The sequence below is a fragment of the Erwinia sp. INIA01 genome (genome assembly GCF_025947915.1).
Classification (GTDB): domain Bacteria; phylum Pseudomonadota; class Gammaproteobacteria; order Enterobacterales; family Enterobacteriaceae; genus Erwinia; species Erwinia coffeiphila.
Genome location: NZ_JAPDNC010000025.1, coordinates 1 through 20,716, shown reverse-complemented (window position 1 = coordinate 20,716; position 20,716 = coordinate 1). Strand labels below are relative to the sequence as shown.

The following is a 20,716-nucleotide window of genomic DNA, read 5'->3' as shown; positions in this document are numbered from 1 at the left end:
TCTCCTCGGGGCAACGTTATCAGTATGCCGGAAGATCTCTAAAAGTGAATGGGACGTTTTAGCGGGATACTTACAATCAGGTCTCTGGTATAACAATGTTGGGGAAGTTGACTGAATGGTTCGATAAGGCCGGATATGAGAAAGTATTCGATAACATTAGCCTTTCACATGCTAATGAGACAGATATAGTAAGACTTAATTCTTTTGCTAAACAAGGGTACAGAGTTGTAACCTTCATATCTGCTGAGATATTAAAAGGATGGGCAATGGTGACTCATCGTCAAAGAACCACTGGATCGTTTGGGATGAGCCTGTCTGTAAGGTTGATGGCGGAAGTATTACTTCTAAAGATAGTGATGAATTAATTGAAATAAAGCTTTTCTCTTGGTGGAGAGTTTATTGTAAAATAAAATAAAATAAAATAAAATAAAATAAAATAAAATAAAATAAAATAAAATAAAATAAAATAAAATAAAATAAAAAAGCAGTCTTAACTACTTTTCCCAACATGTTTTTGGATGGTTGGTTTTTAAATCAGTAAAATAAGCATGAAAAAATTCATTGTGCTCATCATTTTTTGTTTTAGATTATGAAAGTTCTATGCCGAAGTTTTATCCTGAAGGAAGTGAACTTCCTGAAGGATATGTTGGGAAGAACTATTCGTCTGAAATTGAAATAACTAATAATATTTTATTTAAGGACAATATCGGAGTGACTATATCACCTCCGGGAGTTGGTTTAAAACGGATGCCGAAAGTGAATGCTTTGAAAGTTGGGGGAAGAGAAAGGGAAGAAGAAGATTATCACCATATAATAATTATGGGTAGGACTAAGTTAAAGTTGGATATATTAATTCATATTAATGGGTGTTCTATGGGGGCGACAACACCAGGAGGTGAAATAGATAAAAACATAAAATAAAAATAAATTAAAAAGAGTTTATTGTCTTTTTAAGTGTGAGATTTTTGCGGAAATAATATTTTTTTTGGAGCTGGACTTTCAAAATATTGAACTAAATGAAATATTTTATCTGCATCATGATTTTTATTGTACCTAGTTGCTCTGTACTCACTCAGTAATCCTATCTGAAAAATAATATTAAAGATGCAACAATTAATCACAAATGCCAAGATGTCATTGAAATAAAAGATGTGGCTATTGATGAACTCAGCATTTCGGTAAGAATAATCCCGAACAAATCAGGGCTGGTATGGATTCAGGAGATATAAAAAATAGTTTTTTGTGGAGAGGGTGGAGTAAAAAAAGATTACCACCGCCTCATCATAGTTGGGGGGCCGAAAAAGTCAGGTGATTATCGCGTAACTGTTTCTTGGGTTACGCTTGGTACAATGTATTCCGGTAAAGACTTTTATAAGTAATATACGATAAAGATCAAGCAGTAACTTACTTAATGCATACCTGTTTTTCTAGAGCATAATTTCTCTGCTGATGTGAAGGAATACAATGAGCACTAATCCTACGATAAAATTCAGCCACAGCCACCACCTGCTGGCGGTACGCGACTGTGATGCGGATCTGGACGTGCTGGTCTTTGAAGGCCGGGAGGCGCTAAGCCAGCCGTTCAGTTACCGCATTGAGTTCACCAGCAGCCAGCATGCCATCAGCAGGGAAAGCATGCTGCTGAAACCGGCGTCGCTGACGCTGCAGGCCCCGATGGATCAGGGCCGGGGGAGACCTGGAAGCCAGGCACTCTGCTGACGTGGACGACAACCAGCGCCGGGGCGCGCCTGTTCGGTGACTATAGCGGGACCTGGGGCTTTATTCGCTGGCTGGAGCAGGGGAAACGACAGCAGCAGGACCGCAGCGACTGGATGATGAGTTTTAGCGCGCCGGACGGCAGCAGGCTGCAGTGGGTGCTGCGAACGCAACTGGGTAATGGGCCACTGGCGCTGCTGGGGCTGCGCAGCTTCTCCCTGCCGGAAGACATTTTTAGCGTGGATGCCACCGCTCAGGCACAAGTGCTGGAGAGCACGATAAAAGGTAATTACAGGGAGGAAATCGATCAATGAACTATCTGCAAAACTTAGTCGCGGCCTGCCAGGCGGATGAGAAGACGCTGTCGGAACGGGCACAGGCGCATATTTCACGCTGGGAGGGCTGGCTGTTGCCGTTAGAAGAGGGCCATCCGACCGGCGACGATCCCGGCTATGACGATGATTTTCAGCGCATCCGTGAGGAGATGAATAAGCTGTCCGGTTTTGATACCGCGCTGGTCTGCACGCTGGCGGAAAAGCTGCTGACTACGGTGAGTAAAGATCTGCGCATCTTCACTTTTTATATCTGGGCACGCCTGCATCAGGACGGTGAAACAGGGCTTGCCGAGGGGCTGGAATTGCTGGCCGGTGCGATCCAGCGCTTTGGCACTGCGCTGCACCCGCAACGCGAACGCAGCCGACGCTCCGCGCTGGAATGGCTGGGCAGCAGCCGCATGCTGGACAGTCTTGCCCTGTACCCGGAAGTCGACATGGCCACAATGCAGCGTATTGGCGGCGCGCTGCTGCTGCTGGGGCAGGCACTCCGTCGTCAGGATGGCGAAGCCAGCGCGACGTTTACCAGCCTGTGCCAGGCGCTGGAAAATCGCCTGGCACAGAGCGGCGGAGCAAAAAGCCTGGTACCACAAACCAGCAGCGAAGAGAACACAACGTCGACCAGCGCATCCACGCCGCTGATGACCGCCGTCAGCTCCGGCCGCGGCCTGCTGGAACAGGCCAGAGTGCTGGCAAAATACCTGCGTGACCAGCACGGCGGTTGGCTTGCCGGTCATCACCTGATAAAAAGCGTACGCTGGGACACGCTGACCGAACTGCCGCCGCTGGATGCCAGCGGCCGTACACGGCTGGTTCCCCCAAAGCCGGATCACCGTGCACATCTCAAACGCCTGTATCTACAGCAAAGCTGGTCAGAACTGCTGGAACAGAGCGATCGCCTGTTGGCGCAGGGGGTCAACCATCTGTGGCTGGACCTGCAGTGGTATACCTGGCAGGCGCTGGTCAGACAGGACAGTGACAGCGTGCGCGCCGAGATTATCTGTAGCGATCTGAAGGGGCTGCTCTCGCGGCTGCCGGGCCTTGAGGCGCTCGCTTTTAACGACGGCACACCCTTTGCCGATGAGGTGACGCTGAACTGGATCAACGTAACGGTGCGCGATGAGCTGCCGCAGTGGAACGATGGCCCGGTTACGGCGGCAGCGCCCGCCGGCGATGACGTTCTGAGCCTTGAACCGGAGGTGCTGGCGCTGGCCGACAGCGACGGCATTGAGGCGGCGCTTAGCTGGCTACAGGCGCGGCCCGGCATCGTATCCGCCCGCGACCGCTGGCTGGTACGTCTGCTGATGGCGCGGGTTACCGAACAGTACGGAAAAAATGAAATGTCGCTGCATCTGCTTGGTGAACTTGATGACGGGGCACAGGCGCTGACGCTGCAACAGTGGGCGCCTGAACTGATATTCGAGGTAAAAGCCCGCCGCCTGAAGCTGCTGCGATCCAGAGTGTCGCGCAGCGAGGCGGATAAAATCCGCCTGCAGCCGGAAATGGATGCCCTGCTTTCCGGGTTGATAGCTATCGATCCGGCACGCGCCGCGGTGCTCTGCGGCTGAGTTCATCCCCGGGAACCAGACCTTCCCACTTACCAAAAACCACAACTCAGGTTCTGTTATGGACGATTTAACCCTGCGTTACTACGACGCTGAAATGCGCTACCTGCTTGAAGCCGGTGAAGAATTTGCCCGTGCCCATCCGGACAGAGCGGCAATGCTCAATCTCGACAAGGCCGGGGCGCGCGATCCTTATGTTGAACGCCTGTTTGAAGGCTTTGCTTTTCTGATGGGGAGGCTGCGCCAAAAACTGGATGATGACCTGCCCGAGCTCACCGAAGGGCTGGTCAGCCTGCTCTGGCCACATTATCTGCGCACCATCCCGTCAATGTCGGTGGTGGAATTCACGCCCGAATGGCGGGAAATGAAAGAGATAATGATTATAAATCAGGGTTTTGAAATACAGTCTCGTCCGGTTGGCGATAAAGCAACGCGCTGTCGCTATACCACCACCCGCGAGATCGGCCTTCAGCCACTGGCGCTGGAGCAGGCGCGTTTAACGACCGATGCCGAAGGCCGCTCGACGATCTCACTGCGCTTTGCATGCAGCGCTCTGGCCGACTGGAGCCGCATCGATCTGAGCCGTATCCCGCTCTATTTCAACGCCGATGCGCCGCTGGCCTGCGCCATGCATGAGGCTTTTACCATGAACGTGGCCCGGATGTGGCTGCGCCTGCCGGGAGACATCGATCGCCGCCCGCTGGCGGGGCACTTCACCGCGCTGGGATTTGCCGAGGACGATCGCCTGTGGCCGAAGGGCAACAGCAGCTTCAGCGGCTATCAGCTGCTGCTGGAATACTTCACCTTCCGCGAAAAGTTTATGTTCACCGGACTGTGTGGGCTGGAATCGGTCGAGTTTCCAGCATCACTTCCATGGTTTGAAATCGATGTGGTGCTGGCCGAGCGCTGGGAGCATGACTTCACCTTTAGTACAAAGCATCTGCGCCTTAACTGCGTGCCGGTGATTAATCTGTTTCCGCTGGAATCCGATCCGCTGACGCTCGATTCTCTGCGCACCGAATACCTGCTGCGCCCGATGCGCGTACAGGACGGGCACACCGAGATTTACAGCGTGGATTCGGTCATGTCGGCAAGCCGGCAGGTTTACGTTCCGTTCTCCAGCTTTCGCCATAAGGGCGGGATGATGCGGCATGAAGCGCCGGAATATTACTACCACACCCGCGTGCGGCGTGGCCCTTCCGGGCTGCACAGTACCTGGCTGATCCTCGGCGGCGAGGCGTTCGATCGTCATACGGTACCGGAAAACGAAAGCCTGTCGCTGACGCTGACCGGTACCAACGGACAGCTCCCTCGCCGGGCATTACAGAGCACGCTGCTGGATACCGTTATGAAAAGCACCTCCGTCAGTATTGGTGTCCGTAATCTGTGTGCGCCAACGCTGCCCTGCTACCCACCGGACCGCGATCGCTTCCACTGGCGGGTACTCAGCCACCTCGGCAGTGGATTTTTATCAATGATGGACAACGCCGAGGTGCTGCGCGGCACGCTGGCGCTGTACGAATGGACCGACAGCGAAATGAACCGACGCCGGCTGGAGGCAATTATTGATGTTCGCCACGGTGAAACGGAGCGCTTTGAGCAGGGCTATCTGCTGCGTGGGGTACAGATCGAAGTTACCCTCGACAGCAACGGTTTTGCCGGAAAAGGGGATATCTGCCTGTTCGGTGAAATGCTGAGCCGGTTCTTTGCGCTTTACACCGATATCTACCTGTTTAACCGCCTGATTATCATCCTGCAACCCACCGGAGAACGCCTGGAATGGGAAGAGAAACACAACCGCCGCATTCCCGGCTGACGCCCCGCCTGGAAGCGGAGCTGACGCGAATAAACTTTTATCGTTTCTGTCAGTTGCTGGAAAAGCAGGAACCTGCCCGGCCGCTGATGGGCAGCACCAGCCGTCCCTCTGACGACCCGGTTCGCTTCTGTCCTCATCCGGGAATGGGCTTTCCGGCCACGGAGCTGAATGCCGTTGAATATGATGGCGAAGATCAAACCCGGCCACCCGTGGTGCGCACCACCTTTATGGGACTCTATGGCGTTGACTCACCCCTGCCGACGGCATTCCTGGATGATATTAACCAGCAGCGTGAAGGGCTCGAAGCGCTACAGGGCTTTCTGGATATCTTCAGCCATCGCATCCTCACTCAGTTTTACCGTATCTGGCGAAAATACTCTTACCCGGCAACCTTTGCCGCAGGGGGAACGGATGCAGTTTCTCAGTCTCTGCTGGGGCTGGTGGGGCTGGGAATTCCGGGCACCGCGAATCATATCGCCACGCCGGTGTCCCGCTTTCTGGCGCTCCTTGGCGTGCTGCGCCAGCCCGGAAAAACCCGGGAGGGGATGCAGGCTCTGGTGCATCTGCTGGCACCGGATACCCGCGTTAACGTCAGCCCCTACAGCCTGCGTCCGGTAAGGATCGATGTGCCGTCAGGTTTTTACGGCGACGAGGATATTTTGCTGGATGGCAACGGCCCGCTGGGGGACGAAGTGATGGATACCAGCAGCCAGCTGCTGGTTGAGCTGCAAACACACAACCCTGAAGAGGCGAGAGGATGGATGCCGGAAGGCCAGCTCTGGCAGGATTTTCTGGTGATGCTGCGCGTCTATCTGGGGTGGAGGTTTAAGGCGCGTATTCGCCTGACTGTACCCACCAGCCTGCTGCCCGCTCCGCCGCTGGGTGAAGCACCGCTATGGCTGGGCATGAACGGCGTGCTGGGCGCTGATGGCGACAGGATTCCTGACGATCTGCCCGCCACTTTTACCACGGAGCTGGGAAACTACAGCGGCCTGCAACCCGCAACACAGACTCAAGGACAACGACGTGTTACCTACAAATTTAACTAAATCAGCCATCTGGCTGCTGCCGGTTCTGGTTCTTAACCTGTCAGGATGCGGGCTGGGTCAGAGCGTCAGCGACGGCACGAAATCTGCCGTATCATCTATTTTCTACAAGAAGATTAAAGTTCTGCACCTTGATTTCGTCGCCCGCGCCGATCTGAATACGGATGCGCGGGAGAATAATTCGCACCCGGAATCCGTGGTGATTCGCGTTTATCAGCTCAGGGAGCGTAAAACATTTGATAAAACGGTCTATCAGCAGCTGTTGAAAGAGGGCGAGTCGCTGCTGGGCCAGGATCTACTGGCCAGCCGCGATGTCGTGCTCAAGCCGGGCAGTGCCGTGGGCCTTGATATGCCGATGGAGGCCGATGCGAAGTTCGTTGCGGTCGTGGCGCTGTTCCGTCACCCGGACAGTGTGAAACAGGGGTGGAAACAGGTACTGGACCGTGAACAGCTCGATCCGGATAAAGCGCGGGTATTTGAGGCCAGCGCGAACAGCCTCAGCCCGATCGCCATCGAGAGGGAGTGATGATGCGCGACCACAACACGCCGTCGCTCTACGAGATACTCTACGGCAACTTTTCCGGCGGCCTCGACCTGCATCAGGTCAGCGAGGAGAACCAGGTGATCCTCTCCGTGCTGGATAATATGCAGCGCATCCTCAACTGCCGGGCCGGTACGCTGGCCCACCTGCCGGACTACGGTCTGCCGGATATGACGCGGATTTTACAGGGGATGCCGGGTACGGCGCATCAGCTGATGAACACCCTTGCCGACGTGCTGCTTAAGTACGAGCCGCGCCTGAAAAAAATCGCGGTAGTGATGCTGGCACAGAAATCCCCCGGCGAACTGCGCTATGCCATCGATGCCGAGCTGAAAGGGATTGGCCTGGTGCGCTACGGCACCGACTTTATGCCGGAGGGAAAAGTGCTGCTGCGCCATCTGCGGGAGCAGCAGTTTATCTAACGGGAGGGGGAGGGCATCACGGTCGCGCTCACTCCCACCTGCGGCAAAATGCCTCAACATCCGCGTCCTGGAAGTCGGCCAGCCGTTCGATAATCGTTTCCAGCGGCCAGTCCCACCAGGCGATCTGCTGTAGTCTGTGGCCGATCTGCGGTGAAAAGCGCTGCCGGATAGTTTTGGCCGGCACGCCGCCGACGATGGTATAAGGCTCGACGTTTTTACTGACCACCGCCCCGGCGGCAATCACCGCGCCATCGCCGACGGTAACGCCGGGCAGCACAATCGCCGCATGGCCGATCCAGACGTCGTTGCCGATAATGACCTTATCGTCCCGGCGGCGGCTGAAAAAACCGGCGTCGCGCACCGCGCTGGCGGAATAGTATTCCGGGCAATAGGTGATGCGATGCTGTGACGGGCGATCCATCGGATGATTCGGTGCGCCAATACGTACGCTGTTGGCAATTGCCACGAACTTGCCAATCGTGGCATCGGCCACGCTGCAATATTCCCCAACGTAGGAAAAATCACCCAGCCTGCTGTACTCCATCTGGCTGTTAGCCAGCACCTCGCACTGCCTTCCAATATCACACTCGCGCATACGCACGCTTGGGTCGATCCAGGTTTCTGCTAGCTTAACGTTGCTCATTGACGGTTCTCTCATCGCGGGTGGCGTGAGTGTAAGGCCGGGATATTTCGGGAAAATGACGGAGGGGGCTGTATGCATAAAGGAGTAGGTACCACCTCTAATACTTTGCGTAGAAAGTTAGGACGCTTGCAGGTATAACGTATTCTCTACTGCATTACGTTTTTAGGTTGTCATCCCTCGGGAATTATAATCCTTAAAGTGCCTGTATTTTTATTCAGGCACTTGATTATCAGAGTCTATAAAAGTCAGCAGCCAAGGGGGAGACAGATACTTTATAAATATTTCTTTCTGACAATTACATCTGAATTTTAGCTCTAGTCAACTTACTTTTTTTCATTATATCGATTAATGTTATCAGTTCGGAAAATTTCCAAAATATCCTGATAGTGCGTTACGTTCGACAGTTGTAATGATAACTAAATCCGGATTGAACTCCTGTATCATTTTTCGGAGGTGCTTTGGATCGGAAAGTACATCCTGATAATGCTGCTGCATGATTGTTGAAAAAGTAGCATTCATATATGGATATAATGCTCCACCAAATGAGTCTCTTAACCATAGAACTTTTTTATTATTTAAGGCGTTGGAGGAGTAAACAATTAGTTGTTTTTCCATGTTATCTTGTCTGTCAGATAGATCACTGGATCGTATATTATTGCCTTTAAAATCAGTGATATGTATTTTTGAATTGCGATTTATCTCTACTGATACAGCAGTGTCTTTAACAAATTGTGTTATACGAAGAAACCGACTTAAATCTCCACCTGATCTTTCATTATATGAAAACTTAATATCTTCAGGGCCAAGCCATTTTAACGATGGATCAGAATGAGAAAGTTTCTTCTGTAAGTCCTGATAGCCATACCATGCACCGAGACTATTCCAATGCGTGTCAGTCTTAAAATAGAGAGGGAGGTGAGATGAGTTTTTGTTCAGTCTAATGGAGGAACCCAAGTCAGCCAACGTTTTATCATTGTCTGATTTTGAAAGTAGGTATTCAATGTTAGCGCTTGGTTTAGCTTTAGATGCCCAGTCAGGCATCTTTTCACGATATATTGAATGTGAATTTGGAGCTACGCTTACAAAATAACCTATTCCACCTTGAGATTTTACGAAACTATCCCATTTGAGTCTTGCTTCAGCAAACTTATCCATTCTCATTTTGTTAAATGGTTTAAGATTTCTTGATTCAGACATAACATATGCATGCCTATCACCAAGGAACAACCAGCCATCTTTTCCTACAACAACGTTTTCTGGTGAAATAGATATTCCATTTTTATATAAAGCAAATCCTAAATATGGAAGTGAAAAATCCATGTTGAAAAAATTACTATTTTTCAACCATGCAAAGCCGTTTTTTTGAAGAGGGTTTGTCCCACCAATGCCGTTATAAACATTGATGGCAGGAACCACTAATAAACCGAGTATTGATGCAATTATAAAACTCTTTATGTACTTCTTCATCTTTCAATCCTCAGAAGTTAAAGTACAGGAAAACAGAACTTGTTGATTGAATTGTTGCATAAACTGAAATGATGAATAACATAGTCATCCAAACAGTTTTTATCCCATACATGCCTTTTGTGATAGTCATCTCATATGAGTTTTTAAAAGGAGTAATTATTAATCCGATGAGGACTAAAGTAAGGGGGAAAAAGTTTTCTATGATTCCAACTGGAAAGAATTGCGTGAGTGTGTCACCAAGGATACCACTCCATGCTATTGTCTTAGTTGGAGCCTGTTCAATTGTGAGGTAAAATAAAGAATTTACGTCAATCATGCCTCTTAAAATATTCTTTGCATCATCTAAAGAGTGGGCCCTGAAAAACACCCAGGTAACATTTACAAATACAAACGTTACGAACCACGCGAGTGGCTTAGGCATGCTATATCCACGCTTACTCCACCACCGATGGAGTACCAATGCCCCACCATGCATCGAGCCCCAGATGGCGAACATCCAACTTGCCCCATGCCATAGCCCACCGAGTAGGAATGTGACAAAGAGGTTAATATAAATCCTATAGCTTGCGCAGCGGTTTCCCCCTAGCGGGATGTAAATGTAGTCACGGAGATAGCGGCCAAGTGTAATATGCCAACGACGCCAGAAATCCTGAATGTCAAAAGATTTGTACGGCGAGTTGAAATTTAGCGGTAGCCATATATTGAACAGAAGAGCTGCCCCGATAGCCATATCACAATATCCGCTGAAATCGAAGTACAGCTGGAATGTGTAAGACAGGCTTGTAGCCCACGAAGTTAGGAAATCGTGAGTTGCCCCAGGAGAAAATCCGGCATCAGCGTAAATTGCAAAGGTATCAGCAATTATGATTTTTTTAAAAATTCCAATGCTGAATATAAAAAGACCCATGAAGATATTTCGATAACGAATTGCCCAGGTCCATTTCGATTCAAACTGTGTCATCATTTCCTTATGATGAAGGATAGGTCCTGCTATTAGGTGCGGAAAGAAAGTAACGAACAAGGCATAATTGACGAAGTCATACTCTTTCGCACCACCTCGATAACTGTCCACCAGGAAAGCTGTTTGTGTAAAAGTGTAGAAACTTATGCCTAAAGGTAAAATTATGTTCCTTAGCGTCAACTCGAAACCAGTCATCGCATTAATGTTTTCTATAAAAAAGTTGGTATATTTATAATATCCAAGTAGACATAAGTTCACAATTATGGCTGTTGTCAGTACAGCTTTACGGGAAATGGGAAGTTTCAGACCTTTAGAGTAAGGTGATATAGCTCCACCCGCAATAAAGTTAAAGAGAATGGAACCAAGCAAAAGTGCGAGATAGCTCACGTCCCAGTATCCATAAAAAAATAGGCTGCATGCAACAAGCCATATTTTTCCTGCATATACCATCCTGATTTTATTTAAAAAAAAGTAAACAAAAAAAGAAATCGGCAAAAAAAATAAAAATGAATACGGGAGTGCTAAATAGCATCGCATGTTCCTTTGCTAAACACGTTGTATTATGAATAGGGGGATGAAAATCAAGAGTATATCACTTTCGAATGCTTTGATCGAGAGTCAGAATGACATGAAATGTATTCATCTAAGTAGTGAAAACGAGATCAAGAGCAAATGATATCGAATCTACAAATATTAATTAATCAATCAGTTATTGAAATCAATAATGGCTGTAATTTAACCAAGGTTAACCTCAGCGATCGTTGAGTAATCAGATTCTGACATGCTTTGTTCTAAGTCTACAAGAATTATTTACGTTTTGTATCGGCATAGATATTGATAGGGAAGCCATTATGGGATCAATTCCGTACTTTTCATCGGGTTCGGAGCAGACTTTAAATCTTCAAATCAAAACCAGGATGTTATGAGTCATTCTTCAGACTGCACTCAATGTTAATCGATATAATTGGATGTAGTGAAAACGAAAATCCCTTGAAGAGGAGGGGGGAGAAGACGTGACGGCATGTCGAAATGGTGTCCCCTGCAGGAATCGAACCTGCAACTAGCCCTTAGGAGGGGCTCGTTATATCCATTTAACTAAGGAGACAGCGGCGGGAGTATAGCGCAATTCCTGCCGCAGATTAACTACTTACCGAACTGACTGCGCATTTTACCATCAATTCGCCGTGTGTCCCTGCTGCCTTTGCTTCTCGCGCTTCGCTTTGGCTTCCGCCTCGGCTTTGGCTTTGTTACGCATATCGTTGCGGATTTGCGCGTGGCTGAGCAGGGCAAAAATAAAGGTGCCGCCGATGATATTGCCGGCAAGCGTCGGCAGGGCAAACGGCCAGATAAACTGCTGCCACGGGATGTCGCCGTTAAAGACCAGATAGAAGATCTCGACGGAGCCGACCACGATATGAGCGAGATCGCCCAGCGCAACCAGCCAGGTCATCAGGATAATCACCCAGATTTTGGCGGCACCGGCGGAAGGAAACATCCAGACCATGGTGGCGATAATCCAGCCGGACACCACGGCGTTGGCAAACATCTCGTTCGGCGGATTCTCCATCACTTTCTGACTGATACTGACAAATGCACTGCGGGTGGCGTCGTCAAAAATGGGCATATGGATAAAGCCCAGCGAGGCCAGCGCCGTGCCGATCAGGTTGCCCAGCAGCACCAGCCCCCACAGCCGCAGCAGCAGCAGCCCGTTACCCACCGTGGGTTTATGCATCACCGGCAGCACCGCTGTGACGGTGTTCTCGGTGAACAGCTGCTGACGAGCCATAATCACGATAATAAAGCCGAAGGTGTAGCCGAGGTTCTCCAGCAGAAAGCCGCCCGGCACCTCGTGCAGATTAACCTGGAAAATGCCCTTCGCCATCAGCGAAGCTCCCATCGAAATCCCGGCGGCGATGGCTGAAAACAGCAGCGCCAGGCCGTCGCGCTCCAGCTCTTTTTCCCCCTCCTGACGTATCTGCTCGTGAACCGCGGCGGCGCGGGAAGGCAGCACCTCCTCATCAACTTCAATCTCCTTTCCCTGTTCGCTCTCTTCGCTTTCAACTTCATTTTCAGCGGTTTTATCGTTTGTCTTACTGGTCATCTTTCCCCCGGAGGTACGGTCGTATCCTTTTAAGCGTAGCGGAGTTTTTTATCTGGCAGCGGCGCAGGGGATGCAGGGAAAGCCGGGAAAAGTACGATGTCATGCAATCAGAAGAGTAACAAAGCTTTAACTGCGACGTTTTCATATGCAAATGGAGGTTGTAATAGTGAATTAACCTGCCGTTAGTGTGGATATTTTTCAATGTACTTCCAGGTAGCCGTGGGGCCTGTGATATGATCCATCGCCCTGTATTTAATGTGTGAATTTCCCATGCTGTCTGCCAGAAATCTGACCTGTATGCGCGATAACCGAACGCTGTTTAGCGGGCTGAGCTTTGCCGTTTCCGCAGGAGAGATTGTGCAGATTGAAGGAGCCAACGGCGCGGGGAAAACCTCGCTGCTGCGTATTCTTGCCGGGCTGAGCCGGGCGGATGAGGGTGAAGTGCTCTGGCAGCAGCAAAGTATTTACCGGCAGCGCGAGGTTTATCACGCCAGCCTGCTGTACCTCGGGCATCAGCCGGGGGTGAAGGCGATTTTAACCCCGTTGGAAAACCTCAGCTTCTACCATGCGAATTGCCCGCAGGCGCGGCTGTTGCAGGCGCTGGAGCAGGTTGAACTTACCGGTTATGAAGACGTTCCGGCGGCACAGCTGTCGGCGGGCCAGCAGCGGCGCATGGCGCTGGCGCGGCTGTGGCTGACCCGGGCACCCTTGTGGATACTCGATGAACCGCTGACCGCAATCGATCGAACCGGGGTTGAGGTGCTGATGGCGCAGTTTACGCGCCATACGGCAGAGGGCGGTGCGGTAATTCTGACCACTCACCAGCCGCTGCCATCCGGCATGCAGCGGGTCGGCACCGTGCGGCTGGCCGCGCTGGAGTCCAACTGATGTTCTGGCGCGTGCTGAAGCGGGAACTGCGGATTGCGTTCCGCAGCGGATCGGAAGTGATGAATCCGCTGTGGTTCTTTTTGATCGTCATCACCCTGTTTCCACTGGGCATCGGGCCGGAACCTCAGCTGCTGGCACGGATTGCGCCGGGCATCGTGTGGGTTGCCGCGCTGCTGTCGTCACTGCTGGCGCTGGAGAGGTTGTTTCGTGATGATTTTGTTGACGGCTCGCTGGAGCAGCTGCTGCTGATGCCCGCGCCGCTGCCGCTGACCGTACTCGGCAAGGTGGCCGCGCACTGGATGGTCACCGGCCTGCCGCTGCTGCTGCTTTCGCCGCTGGCGGCGTTGCTGCTGTCGCTGGATTATGCCAGCTGGCTGGCAATGGCGTTAACCCTGCTGCTGGGTACGCCAACGCTGAGTTTTCTCGGAGCTATCGGCGTGGGGCTGACCGTCGGGCTGCGGCGCGGTGGCGTATTGTTAAGCCTGCTGGTCCTGCCGCTGGCCATCCCGGTACTGATTTTTGCCAGCAGCGCGATGGATGCCGCAGGGCAGGGGCTGCCGATTAGCGGCTATCTGGCGATCCTGGGCGCTTTGCTGGCCGCCAGTTCTGCCCTCGCGCCGTTTGCCACCGCCGCTGCGCTGAGGGTCAGCGTGCAGTAGCGGGATGTAAAGTAAACTGCGGCGCGTTACGCATACGATTTTCTTTTATTTTTAGCAGGTTTAATCATGTTGAAATGGATTCATCAACTTAGTAAGCCGGAGCGGCTATATCGAATATGCGGTCTTTTGACTCCCTGGTTTGCGGTCGCTGGCGCATTAACGCTACTGCTGGGGTGGGGGTGGGGATTCGGTTTTGCTCCGGCCGACTATCAGCAGGGCGACAGCTATCGCATCATTTATATCCATGTGCCCGCCGCGATGTGGTCAATGGGCGTCTACGCCACGATGGCCGCTGCGGCGTTTGTTGGCCTGGTGTGGCAGTGGAAAACCGCCGATCTCGCCGCCGCCGCCATGGCCCCGATCGGTGCCGTGTTTGCTTTTATCGCTCTGGTGACCGGCGCGGCCTGGGGAAAACCCATGTGGGGCACCTGGTGGATCTGGGATGCCCGGCTCACTTCGGAGCTGGTGCTGCTGTTCCTTTATGTGGGCGCTATCGCTCTGCGGAATGCATTTGATGACAGCCGGACCGGCGGACGAGCAGCCGGGCTGCTGATCCTCGTCGGCGTGGTGAATCTGCCGATTATTCACTACTCGGTCGACTGGTGGAACACCCTGCATCAGGGATCTTCCGGCGTGATGCAGCAGGCTATCGATCCGAGTATGCGTACGCCGCTGCGCTGGTCAATTCTCGGTATGCTGCTGGTCTTTGTCACTCTTACCCTGATGCGCCTGCGCAACCTGCTGTTGCTGAGCGAAGGTCACCGCCCCTGGGCCGTAGCGATCGCGATGAAAGGAGGGCGCAGGTTATGACTCCGGCATTCTCCAACTGGCATGATTTCTTCGTCATGGGTGGCTATGCCAGCTATGTCTGGCTGGCGGTGGCTTGTGCACTGCTGGGCCTCGGCGGCCTGATCCTCCACACCGTCATGCAGCGCCGCCGGTTACTGACGGCGATCCGCCAGCGTGAAGCACGCGAACAGCGTATTCGCGCGGCGAAAAGCCGTAAAAATCGCCCCGCGTCGGCAGGGGAGCCATCATGAATCAACGCCGAAAAAACCGTCTTATCCTCACGCTGGTGGTGCTGGCTGGCCTCGGCATTGCCACGGCGCTGGTGATGTATGCGCTGCGCGCCAATATTGACCTGTTCTATACCCCCAGCGAAATTATTTACGGCAAAGGAGAAGCGCAGCAGAAACCCGAACCGGGCCAGCGGCTGCGGGTCGGCGGCATGGTGATGCCGGGCAGCGTGAAGCGCGATCCCCATACGCTGAAAGTGTCTTTCCAGCTATACGATAACAGCGGGGTGATTAACGTCAGCTATGAGGGGATTCTGCCGGATCTGTTCCGCGAGGGGCAGGGTGTGGTGGCCCAGGGTGTGCTGGAGGACAGCCGCCACGTGATGGCGAAAGAAGTGCTGGCGAAGCACGATGAGAAATATACGCCGCCGGAAATTACCGACGCGATGAAGAAAAATCATCGGCCACCGGCGTCCGGGGTGAACCCGGGAGGTCAGCCATGATCTCGGAAATCGGCAGTTTCCTGCTGTGTCTGGCGCTGGGCGTCTCCCTGCTACTGATTATCTATCCGCTGTGGGGCGCTACCCGCCGGGATGCGCGTCTGATGGCGATGGCGCGGCCTTTGGCCGGTGCGCTGTTTACCTGCGTTGCCGGTGCTTTTCTGATTCTGGTGCACGCTTTTGTGGTGAATGATTTTAGCGTGGTGTACGTGGCGGCTAACTCCAACAGCCTGCTGCCGGTCTGGTATCGCGTGGCGGCGACATGGGGCGCGCATGAGGGATCGCTACTGCTGTGGGTGCTGCTGCTCAGCGGCTGGACGCTGGCGGTCGCACTGTTCAGCCGCAGCATGCCGCAGGAGGCTATTGCCCGCGTGCTGGCGGTGATGGGGATGATCAATCTGGCGTTTCTGCTGTTTATTACCCTGACCTCTAACCCGTTTATCCGCACGCTGCCGGATCTGCCGATTGACGGTAACGATCTGAACCCGATGCTGCAGGATATCGGGCTGATCTTCCATCCGCCGCTGCTGTATATGGGTTACGTGGGCTTCTCGGTGGCCTTTGCGTTTGCCATCGCTTCACTGTTGGCCGGTCGGCTGGATACAGCGTGGGCCCGTTGGTCGCGAACGTGGACCCTTGCCGCATGGGTATTTCTGACCGCGGGTATCGTGCTGGGATCGGCCTGGGCCTATTACGAGCTGGGCTGGGGAGGCTGGTGGTTCTGGGACCCGGTCGAAAACGCTTCTCTGATGCCGTGGCTGGCGGGAACGGCGCTGCTGCACTCGCTGGCGGTAACCGAAAAGCGCGGGGCGTTTAAGGCGTGGACGGTGCTGCTGGCGATTTCCGCCTTTTCGCTCAGCCTGCTGGGGACGTTCCTGGTGCGCTCCGGCGTGTTGGTTTCGGTGCACTCTTTCGCTTCCGATCCGGCACGCGGCATGTTTATCCTCGCCTTCCTGGTGATTGCCATCGGCGGTTCGCTGCTGCTGTATGCCATCAAGGGGGGGCGGGTGCGCGGCAGAGTGCAAAACGAACTCTGGTCGCGCGAATCGTTTCTGCTGGGCAACAACGTGTTGTTGATCGCCGCCATGCTGGTGGTGCTGCTGGGTACTATGCTGCCGCTGGTACATAAGCAGCTGGGGCTGGGCAGTATTTCCATCGGCGAACCTTTCTTTAATACGCTGTTTACCTGGCTGATGGCGCCACTGGCGCTGATGTTGGGTATTGGGCCGCTGGTGCGCTGGCGGCGGGACAGTCCGAAAACGCTGTGGAAACGGCTTGGTATTGCCGCGCTGACGACCTGCATACTGTCGATTCTGCTGCCGTGGGTGATGCAGGACCGGATTGAGGCGATGACCGTCGTCGGCCTGCTGATGGCAATCTGGGTGATCCTTCTGACGCTGATGGAGCTGCACGAGCGCGCAACCCATCGTCACGGCTTCTTCAGGGGACTGCTGCGCCTGTCGCGCAGCCACTGGGGGATGGTGCTCGGCCATCTCGGCGTGGCGGTCACGGTGATTGGCATCGCCTTCAGCCAGAACTACAGCGTGGAGCGTGACGTCAGGATGAAGGCCGGGGACTCGGTGGATATCCATAATTATCATTTCACATTCCGCGCGCTACACAACCTGCAGGGCCCGAACTACTCTGGCGACGTCGGCGTTATCGATGTCACCCGCAACGGCCAGCAGGAGGCGACGCTGTATGCGGAAAAACGCTACTACAGCGTTGCCCGCATGATGATGACCGAAGCCGCGATCGATGGCGGTTTTACGCGCGATCTTTACGCCGCGCTGGGAGAAGAGCTGGGCGGAGATTCCTGGGCGGTGCGTATTTACTACAAACCTTTCGTGCGTTGGATCTGGTTTGGTGGCCTGCTGATGGCCGCAGGCGGCGTGCTTTGCCTGCTGGACCCCCGCTACCGTTCGCGTAAAAAAGCGCAGGAGGCGTTATGAACAGGAAAATACTGTTTATCCCGCTGTTCCTGTTTCTTCTGCTGGCGGCTGCGCTGATGTGGCAACTGAGCCGCAACGCCAACGGCGACGATCCCACGCGTCTTGAATCCGCGCTGGTGGGTAAACCGGTGCCGGAATTCCGGCTGGAGTCGCTGGAGCTGCCGGGGAAAGTGTACGACAGATCGGTTCTGCTGACCGGTCAGCCGCTTCTGCTGAACGTCTGGGCGACCTGGTGCCCGACCTGCCGGGCGGAACATCAATATTTAAATACGCTGGCAACGCAGGGAGTGCGTGTGGTGGGGTTGAACTATAAGGACGATCGCCTGAAGGCGGTGAACTGGCTGAATACTCTGGGAAATCCTTACATCCTGGGCCTGTATGACGGTGACGGCATGCTGGGGCTGGATCTGGGCGTGTATGGCGCACCGGAAACGTTTCTGATCGATGGCAGGGGGATTATCCGCTATCGCCACGCCGGGGATATGAACGAACAGGTCTGGCGGGATGAGCTGGAGCCGCTCTGGCAGCAGTACAGCCGGGAGAGCAGCCAGTGAAGCCGTTTCTGATTGCGCTGGCACTGATGCTGTTGAGTACCAGCGTGCTGGCGGACAGCATCGATACTTATCAGTTTGATTCAGTCAACCAGGAGCAGCAGTATCGCCATCTGACTGAGTCACTGCGCTGCCCCAAATGCCAGAATAACAGCATCGCCGACTCTAACTCGATCATCGCGGCGGATATGCGGCTGAAGGTTTATGAGCTGCTGCGCCAGGGGCAAACCCCGGAGCAGATTAAGGCGTGGATGATCGATCGCTACGGTAATTTTGTTTCCTATCAGCCCCCGCTACAGCTCTCCACGCTGATCCTGTGGGCGGGGCCAGCGCTATTTGTTGCCATGGGGGCATTGATCATTGTGCTGCGCGGCAGGCAGCGTTTAAGTGTAAGCGAAGCCGAAGCCGAAGCCGAAGCCGAAGCCGAAGCCGAAGCCGCGAGTCAACGTGTGGGAGGCAGCCAGTGTTACGACGTTGGTCAGCTGGAACCGAATGCCGAAAGCCAGGCGACGGAGTTCGCGCGAGCGCCGTCCCTGCCGAACGCGTCAGTTCTGGCGGATGGCGGGCTTATGTTGCCCCCTCCATGCGATCCTGCCAGCCGGAACCCTGTCCTGACAAATCCGCCGTCCGCCCGGCCGCTGAGCCGTTGGGTACTGCTTCCCGGCGGCGTGCTGCTGGCGGTTATCAGCGTGGGGTTTTATCTGAAAACCGGCGGTCTGTCGCAGGTGCTGGCCTGGCAGCAGGTAAAAAGCGATCTGCCCGCGCTGCGCAGGCAGGTGATGGACCCGCAGGCCGCGCCCTTGAATATGGAACAGCTGGCCCGGCTGGCGCTCGGAATTCGCAGCGAACTGCAGCACGAACCGCATAATCTGAACGACTGGATGATGCTCGGGCGGCTGGGAATGGTACTGAATAACGCCACCCTCGCCACGCAGTCCTTCGAACGCGCCCTGCAGCTGGCACCGGATAATCACGACGTCAGGCTGAGCTATGCTGAAGTGCTGGCGCGATCCGCTGACCCGCAGGAAAACCGCCAGGCAACGGTGATGCTGCGTGATATGCTGAAACATGACGGCAACAATCTTCGTTTGCTGGGTTTATTGGCATTTAATGCCTTTGGCCAGCAGGATTACACCGCAGCCATCGAAGCCTGGGATAAGATGTTGGCGCTTTTACCGGCCAAAGATGCGCGTGTTGAGGTCATTCGCCGCAGTATTGAGCAGGCCAAAAGCGCATCGGGTCAGCAAAGCAGCCATCTGGCGATTCAGGTAAATCTGTCGCCGGAGGCAGAAAAAATGTTACCGGAAGGTGGAGTGTTGTATATTTCTGTTTCTGACGGAACCACTCCAGTTCCCGTTGCGGTGAAGCAGTTGCCGCTGAGCCATTTTCCTCTATCGCTCACGCTGGATGACAGTAACGCAATGATGCCGGAGCGCTTGCTATCAGCGCAGCATCAGGTGCGGGTTCGCGTACGTATTTCACGCGACGGCAGCGCCAATCCTCAACCCGGTGACTGGTTCGGGCTGAGTGAGGTTACGCCATTCAACGGTCAACAGCAGCTTGCGGTCACAATCGACCAGCAGGTGGCAGGCGATAATCCATAAACCAGTACAGGGAGAAAAAAATGAACTATCGCCTGACGGGCTTAGTGCTGGCAAGCGTAATGATGGTGGGCTGCGCCAGCTCTAAGAACGCCGATGATCCTCAGGTACGTTCCGATCCGCTGGAAGGCTTCAACCGGTCAATGTTCAACTTTAACTACAACGTGCTGGACCCGTACGTCCTCCGGCCCGTTGCGGTAGCATGGCGCGACTACGTGCCGGTACCGGCGCGAAACGGCCTGGGCAACTTCTTTAGTAACCTTGATGAACCGGCATCGATGGTGAACTACTTCGTTGAGGGAAATCCCTACAAGGCTATGATCCACTTTAACCGTTTCTTCCTGAACACCCTGTTGGGGATGGGCGGTCTGATTGATGTGGCCAGCATGGCTAACCCGAAACTGGCGAAAGAAGAACCGCGCGCCTTCGGTAGTACATTGGGCCATTACGGCGTGGGTTACGGCACATATGTGGTGGTGCCGGGCTACGGCAGCTTTACGCCGCGTGAGGATGTCGGTGGTATTGTCGACGATCTCTATCCGCCGCTGTCATGGCTGACGTGGTGGATGTCCGCCGGTAAGTGGGCGCTGGAAGGCATTGAAACCCGTGCGCAGCTGCTGGATTCCGACTCTATCCTCAGAGACTCGAAGGATCCTTATGCGTTTATGCGTTCGGCTTACTTCCAGCATCATGATTTCCTTGCCAGCGACGGCAAGCTGGTCCCGCAGGAAAATCCGAATGCGGCGGCGATCAAAGACGAACTCAACGATATTGATGCGCCGTAATTCTCGCGTCTCATAGTTGTTTTCGCGCTGCATAATAAAAGGCCCGCCGGGAAACCAGCGGGCCTTTTTCATGCTGATGACCCGTCCTGAATAGCGTTGACACGTTCCCGACTTAAATACGGAGAACGTGATGATGACTGAGTTCAAACGCACC

General features: G+C 53.6%; 18 protein-coding genes, 1 tRNA gene and 4 pseudogenes. 18 read left to right on the top strand and 5 right to left on the bottom strand.

Annotation, left to right across the window (positions count from 1 at the left end):
* Positions 1–600 precede the first annotated feature (600 nt).
* From OMR58_RS25590 to tssE, 8 genes and pseudogenes are all read left to right on the top strand, one after another.
* The gene (locus OMR58_RS25590; RefSeq protein WP_264547290.1) at positions 601–921 is read left to right on the top strand and encodes a hypothetical protein; all 321 of its coding nucleotides are present in this window, start codon (positions 601–603) and stop codon (positions 919–921) included.
* A gap of 543 nt (positions 922–1,464) precedes the next feature.
* Positions 1,465–1,692 (top strand): annotated as a pseudogene (locus OMR58_RS25585) (type VI secretion system tip protein VgrG); the annotation flags it as partial.
* Positions 1,686–2,030: pseudogene (locus OMR58_RS25580) on the top strand (type VI secretion IcmF C-terminal domain-containing protein); the annotation flags it as partial. The pseudogenes OMR58_RS25585 and OMR58_RS25580, both read left to right, overlap by 7 nt.
* Positions 2,027–3,616, top strand: a complete 1,590-nt coding sequence (gene tssA, locus OMR58_RS25575) for a type VI secretion system protein TssA (protein WP_264547289.1) — start codon at positions 2,027–2,029, stop codon at positions 3,614–3,616. The pseudogene OMR58_RS25580 and the gene tssA, both read left to right, overlap by 4 nt.
* A gap of 58 nt (positions 3,617–3,674) precedes the next feature.
* Positions 3,675–5,429 carry a type VI secretion system baseplate subunit TssF gene (gene tssF / locus OMR58_RS25570; protein ID WP_264547288.1) on the top strand — a complete coding sequence of 585 codons (1,755 nt, stop codon included), beginning with the start codon at positions 3,675–3,677 and terminating at the stop codon, positions 5,427–5,429.
* Complete coding sequence (tssG, locus tag OMR58_RS25565) at positions 5,393–6,478, top strand: type VI secretion system baseplate subunit TssG (RefSeq protein ID WP_264547287.1); 1,086 nt, start codon at positions 5,393–5,395, stop codon at positions 6,476–6,478. Before tssF ends, tssG begins: the two co-directional genes overlap by 37 nt.
* Positions 6,456–7,001 (top strand): type VI secretion system lipoprotein TssJ, encoded by a 546-nt coding sequence (gene tssJ / locus OMR58_RS25560; protein WP_264547286.1) that lies wholly within the window; start codon positions 6,456–6,458, stop codon positions 6,999–7,001. The genes tssG and tssJ overlap by 23 nt, the downstream gene beginning before the upstream one ends.
* On the top strand, positions 7,001–7,438 hold the full coding sequence (gene tssE, locus OMR58_RS25555) for a type VI secretion system baseplate subunit TssE (protein ID WP_105591183.1): 438 nt from the start codon (positions 7,001–7,003) through the stop codon (positions 7,436–7,438). Before tssJ ends, tssE begins: the two co-directional genes overlap by 1 nt.
* Before the next feature lie 28 nt (positions 7,439–7,466).
* Here tssE and OMR58_RS25550 read toward each other — a convergent pair whose 3' ends face one another.
* From OMR58_RS25550 to OMR58_RS25530, 5 genes are all read right to left on the bottom strand, one after another.
* Complete coding sequence (locus tag OMR58_RS25550; RefSeq protein ID WP_264547285.1) at positions 7,467–8,081, bottom strand: DapH/DapD/GlmU-related protein; 615 nt, start codon at positions 8,079–8,081, stop codon at positions 7,467–7,469.
* Positions 8,082–8,435: 354 nt separating this feature from the next.
* The gene (locus OMR58_RS25545; RefSeq protein WP_264547284.1) at positions 8,436–9,548 is read right to left on the bottom strand and encodes an alginate O-acetyltransferase AlgX-related protein; all 1,113 of its coding nucleotides are present in this window, start codon (positions 9,546–9,548) and stop codon (positions 8,436–8,438) included.
* A gap of 10 nt (positions 9,549–9,558) precedes the next feature.
* Positions 9,559–10,896: an MBOAT family O-acyltransferase gene (locus OMR58_RS25540; RefSeq protein WP_264547283.1), complete on the bottom strand. Its 1,338-nt coding sequence runs from the start codon at positions 10,894–10,896 to the stop codon at positions 9,559–9,561.
* A 643-nt stretch (positions 10,897–11,539) separates the two neighbouring features.
* Positions 11,540–11,614 (bottom strand) — tRNA-Arg (locus tag OMR58_RS25535).
* A gap of 69 nt (positions 11,615–11,683) precedes the next feature.
* The gene (locus tag OMR58_RS25530; RefSeq protein ID WP_105591187.1) at positions 11,684–12,610 is read right to left on the bottom strand and encodes a formate/nitrite transporter family protein; all 927 of its coding nucleotides are present in this window, start codon (positions 12,608–12,610) and stop codon (positions 11,684–11,686) included.
* Positions 12,611–12,880: 270 nt separating this feature from the next.
* On the opposite strand from OMR58_RS25530, the gene ccmA reads away from it, so the two are divergent.
* From ccmA to mlaA, 10 genes and pseudogenes are all read left to right on the top strand, one after another.
* Positions 12,881–13,498, top strand: a complete 618-nt coding sequence (gene ccmA / locus OMR58_RS25525; RefSeq protein WP_264547282.1) for a cytochrome c biogenesis heme-transporting ATPase CcmA — start codon at positions 12,881–12,883, stop codon at positions 13,496–13,498.
* On the top strand, positions 13,498–14,157 hold the full coding sequence (gene ccmB / locus OMR58_RS25520) for a heme exporter protein CcmB (RefSeq protein WP_264547281.1): 660 nt from the start codon (positions 13,498–13,500) through the stop codon (positions 14,155–14,157). Before ccmA ends, ccmB begins: the two co-directional genes overlap by 1 nt.
* A gap of 66 nt (positions 14,158–14,223) precedes the next feature.
* Positions 14,224–14,967, top strand: a complete 744-nt coding sequence (locus OMR58_RS25515; protein ID WP_264547280.1) for a heme ABC transporter permease — start codon at positions 14,224–14,226, stop codon at positions 14,965–14,967.
* On the top strand, positions 14,964–15,197 hold the full coding sequence (ccmD, locus tag OMR58_RS25510) for a heme exporter protein CcmD (RefSeq protein WP_200563008.1): 234 nt from the start codon (positions 14,964–14,966) through the stop codon (positions 15,195–15,197). Before OMR58_RS25515 ends, ccmD begins: the two co-directional genes overlap by 4 nt.
* Complete coding sequence (gene ccmE, locus OMR58_RS25505) at positions 15,194–15,676, top strand: cytochrome c maturation protein CcmE (RefSeq protein ID WP_200563006.1); 483 nt, start codon at positions 15,194–15,196, stop codon at positions 15,674–15,676. Before ccmD ends, ccmE begins: the two co-directional genes overlap by 4 nt.
* Positions 15,673–17,625: a heme lyase CcmF/NrfE family subunit gene (locus OMR58_RS25500; RefSeq protein ID WP_264547279.1), complete on the top strand. Its 1,953-nt coding sequence runs from the start codon at positions 15,673–15,675 to the stop codon at positions 17,623–17,625. Before ccmE ends, OMR58_RS25500 begins: the two co-directional genes overlap by 4 nt.
* Complete coding sequence (locus tag OMR58_RS25495; RefSeq protein WP_264547278.1) at positions 17,622–18,179, top strand: DsbE family thiol:disulfide interchange protein; 558 nt, start codon at positions 17,622–17,624, stop codon at positions 18,177–18,179. Before OMR58_RS25500 ends, OMR58_RS25495 begins: the two co-directional genes overlap by 4 nt.
* A 26-nt stretch (positions 18,180–18,205) precedes the next feature.
* Positions 18,206–18,550, top strand: a pseudogene (locus OMR58_RS25490) (cytochrome c-type biogenesis protein); the annotation flags it as partial.
* Positions 18,551–18,808: 258 nt separating this feature from the next.
* Positions 18,809–19,780: pseudogene (locus tag OMR58_RS25485) on the top strand (tetratricopeptide repeat protein); the annotation flags it as partial.
* Positions 19,781–19,800: 20 nt separating this feature from the next.
* The gene (gene mlaA / locus OMR58_RS25480; RefSeq protein WP_264547277.1) at positions 19,801–20,562 is read left to right on the top strand and encodes a phospholipid-binding lipoprotein MlaA; all 762 of its coding nucleotides are present in this window, start codon (positions 19,801–19,803) and stop codon (positions 20,560–20,562) included.
* Positions 20,563–20,716 lie beyond the last annotated feature (154 nt).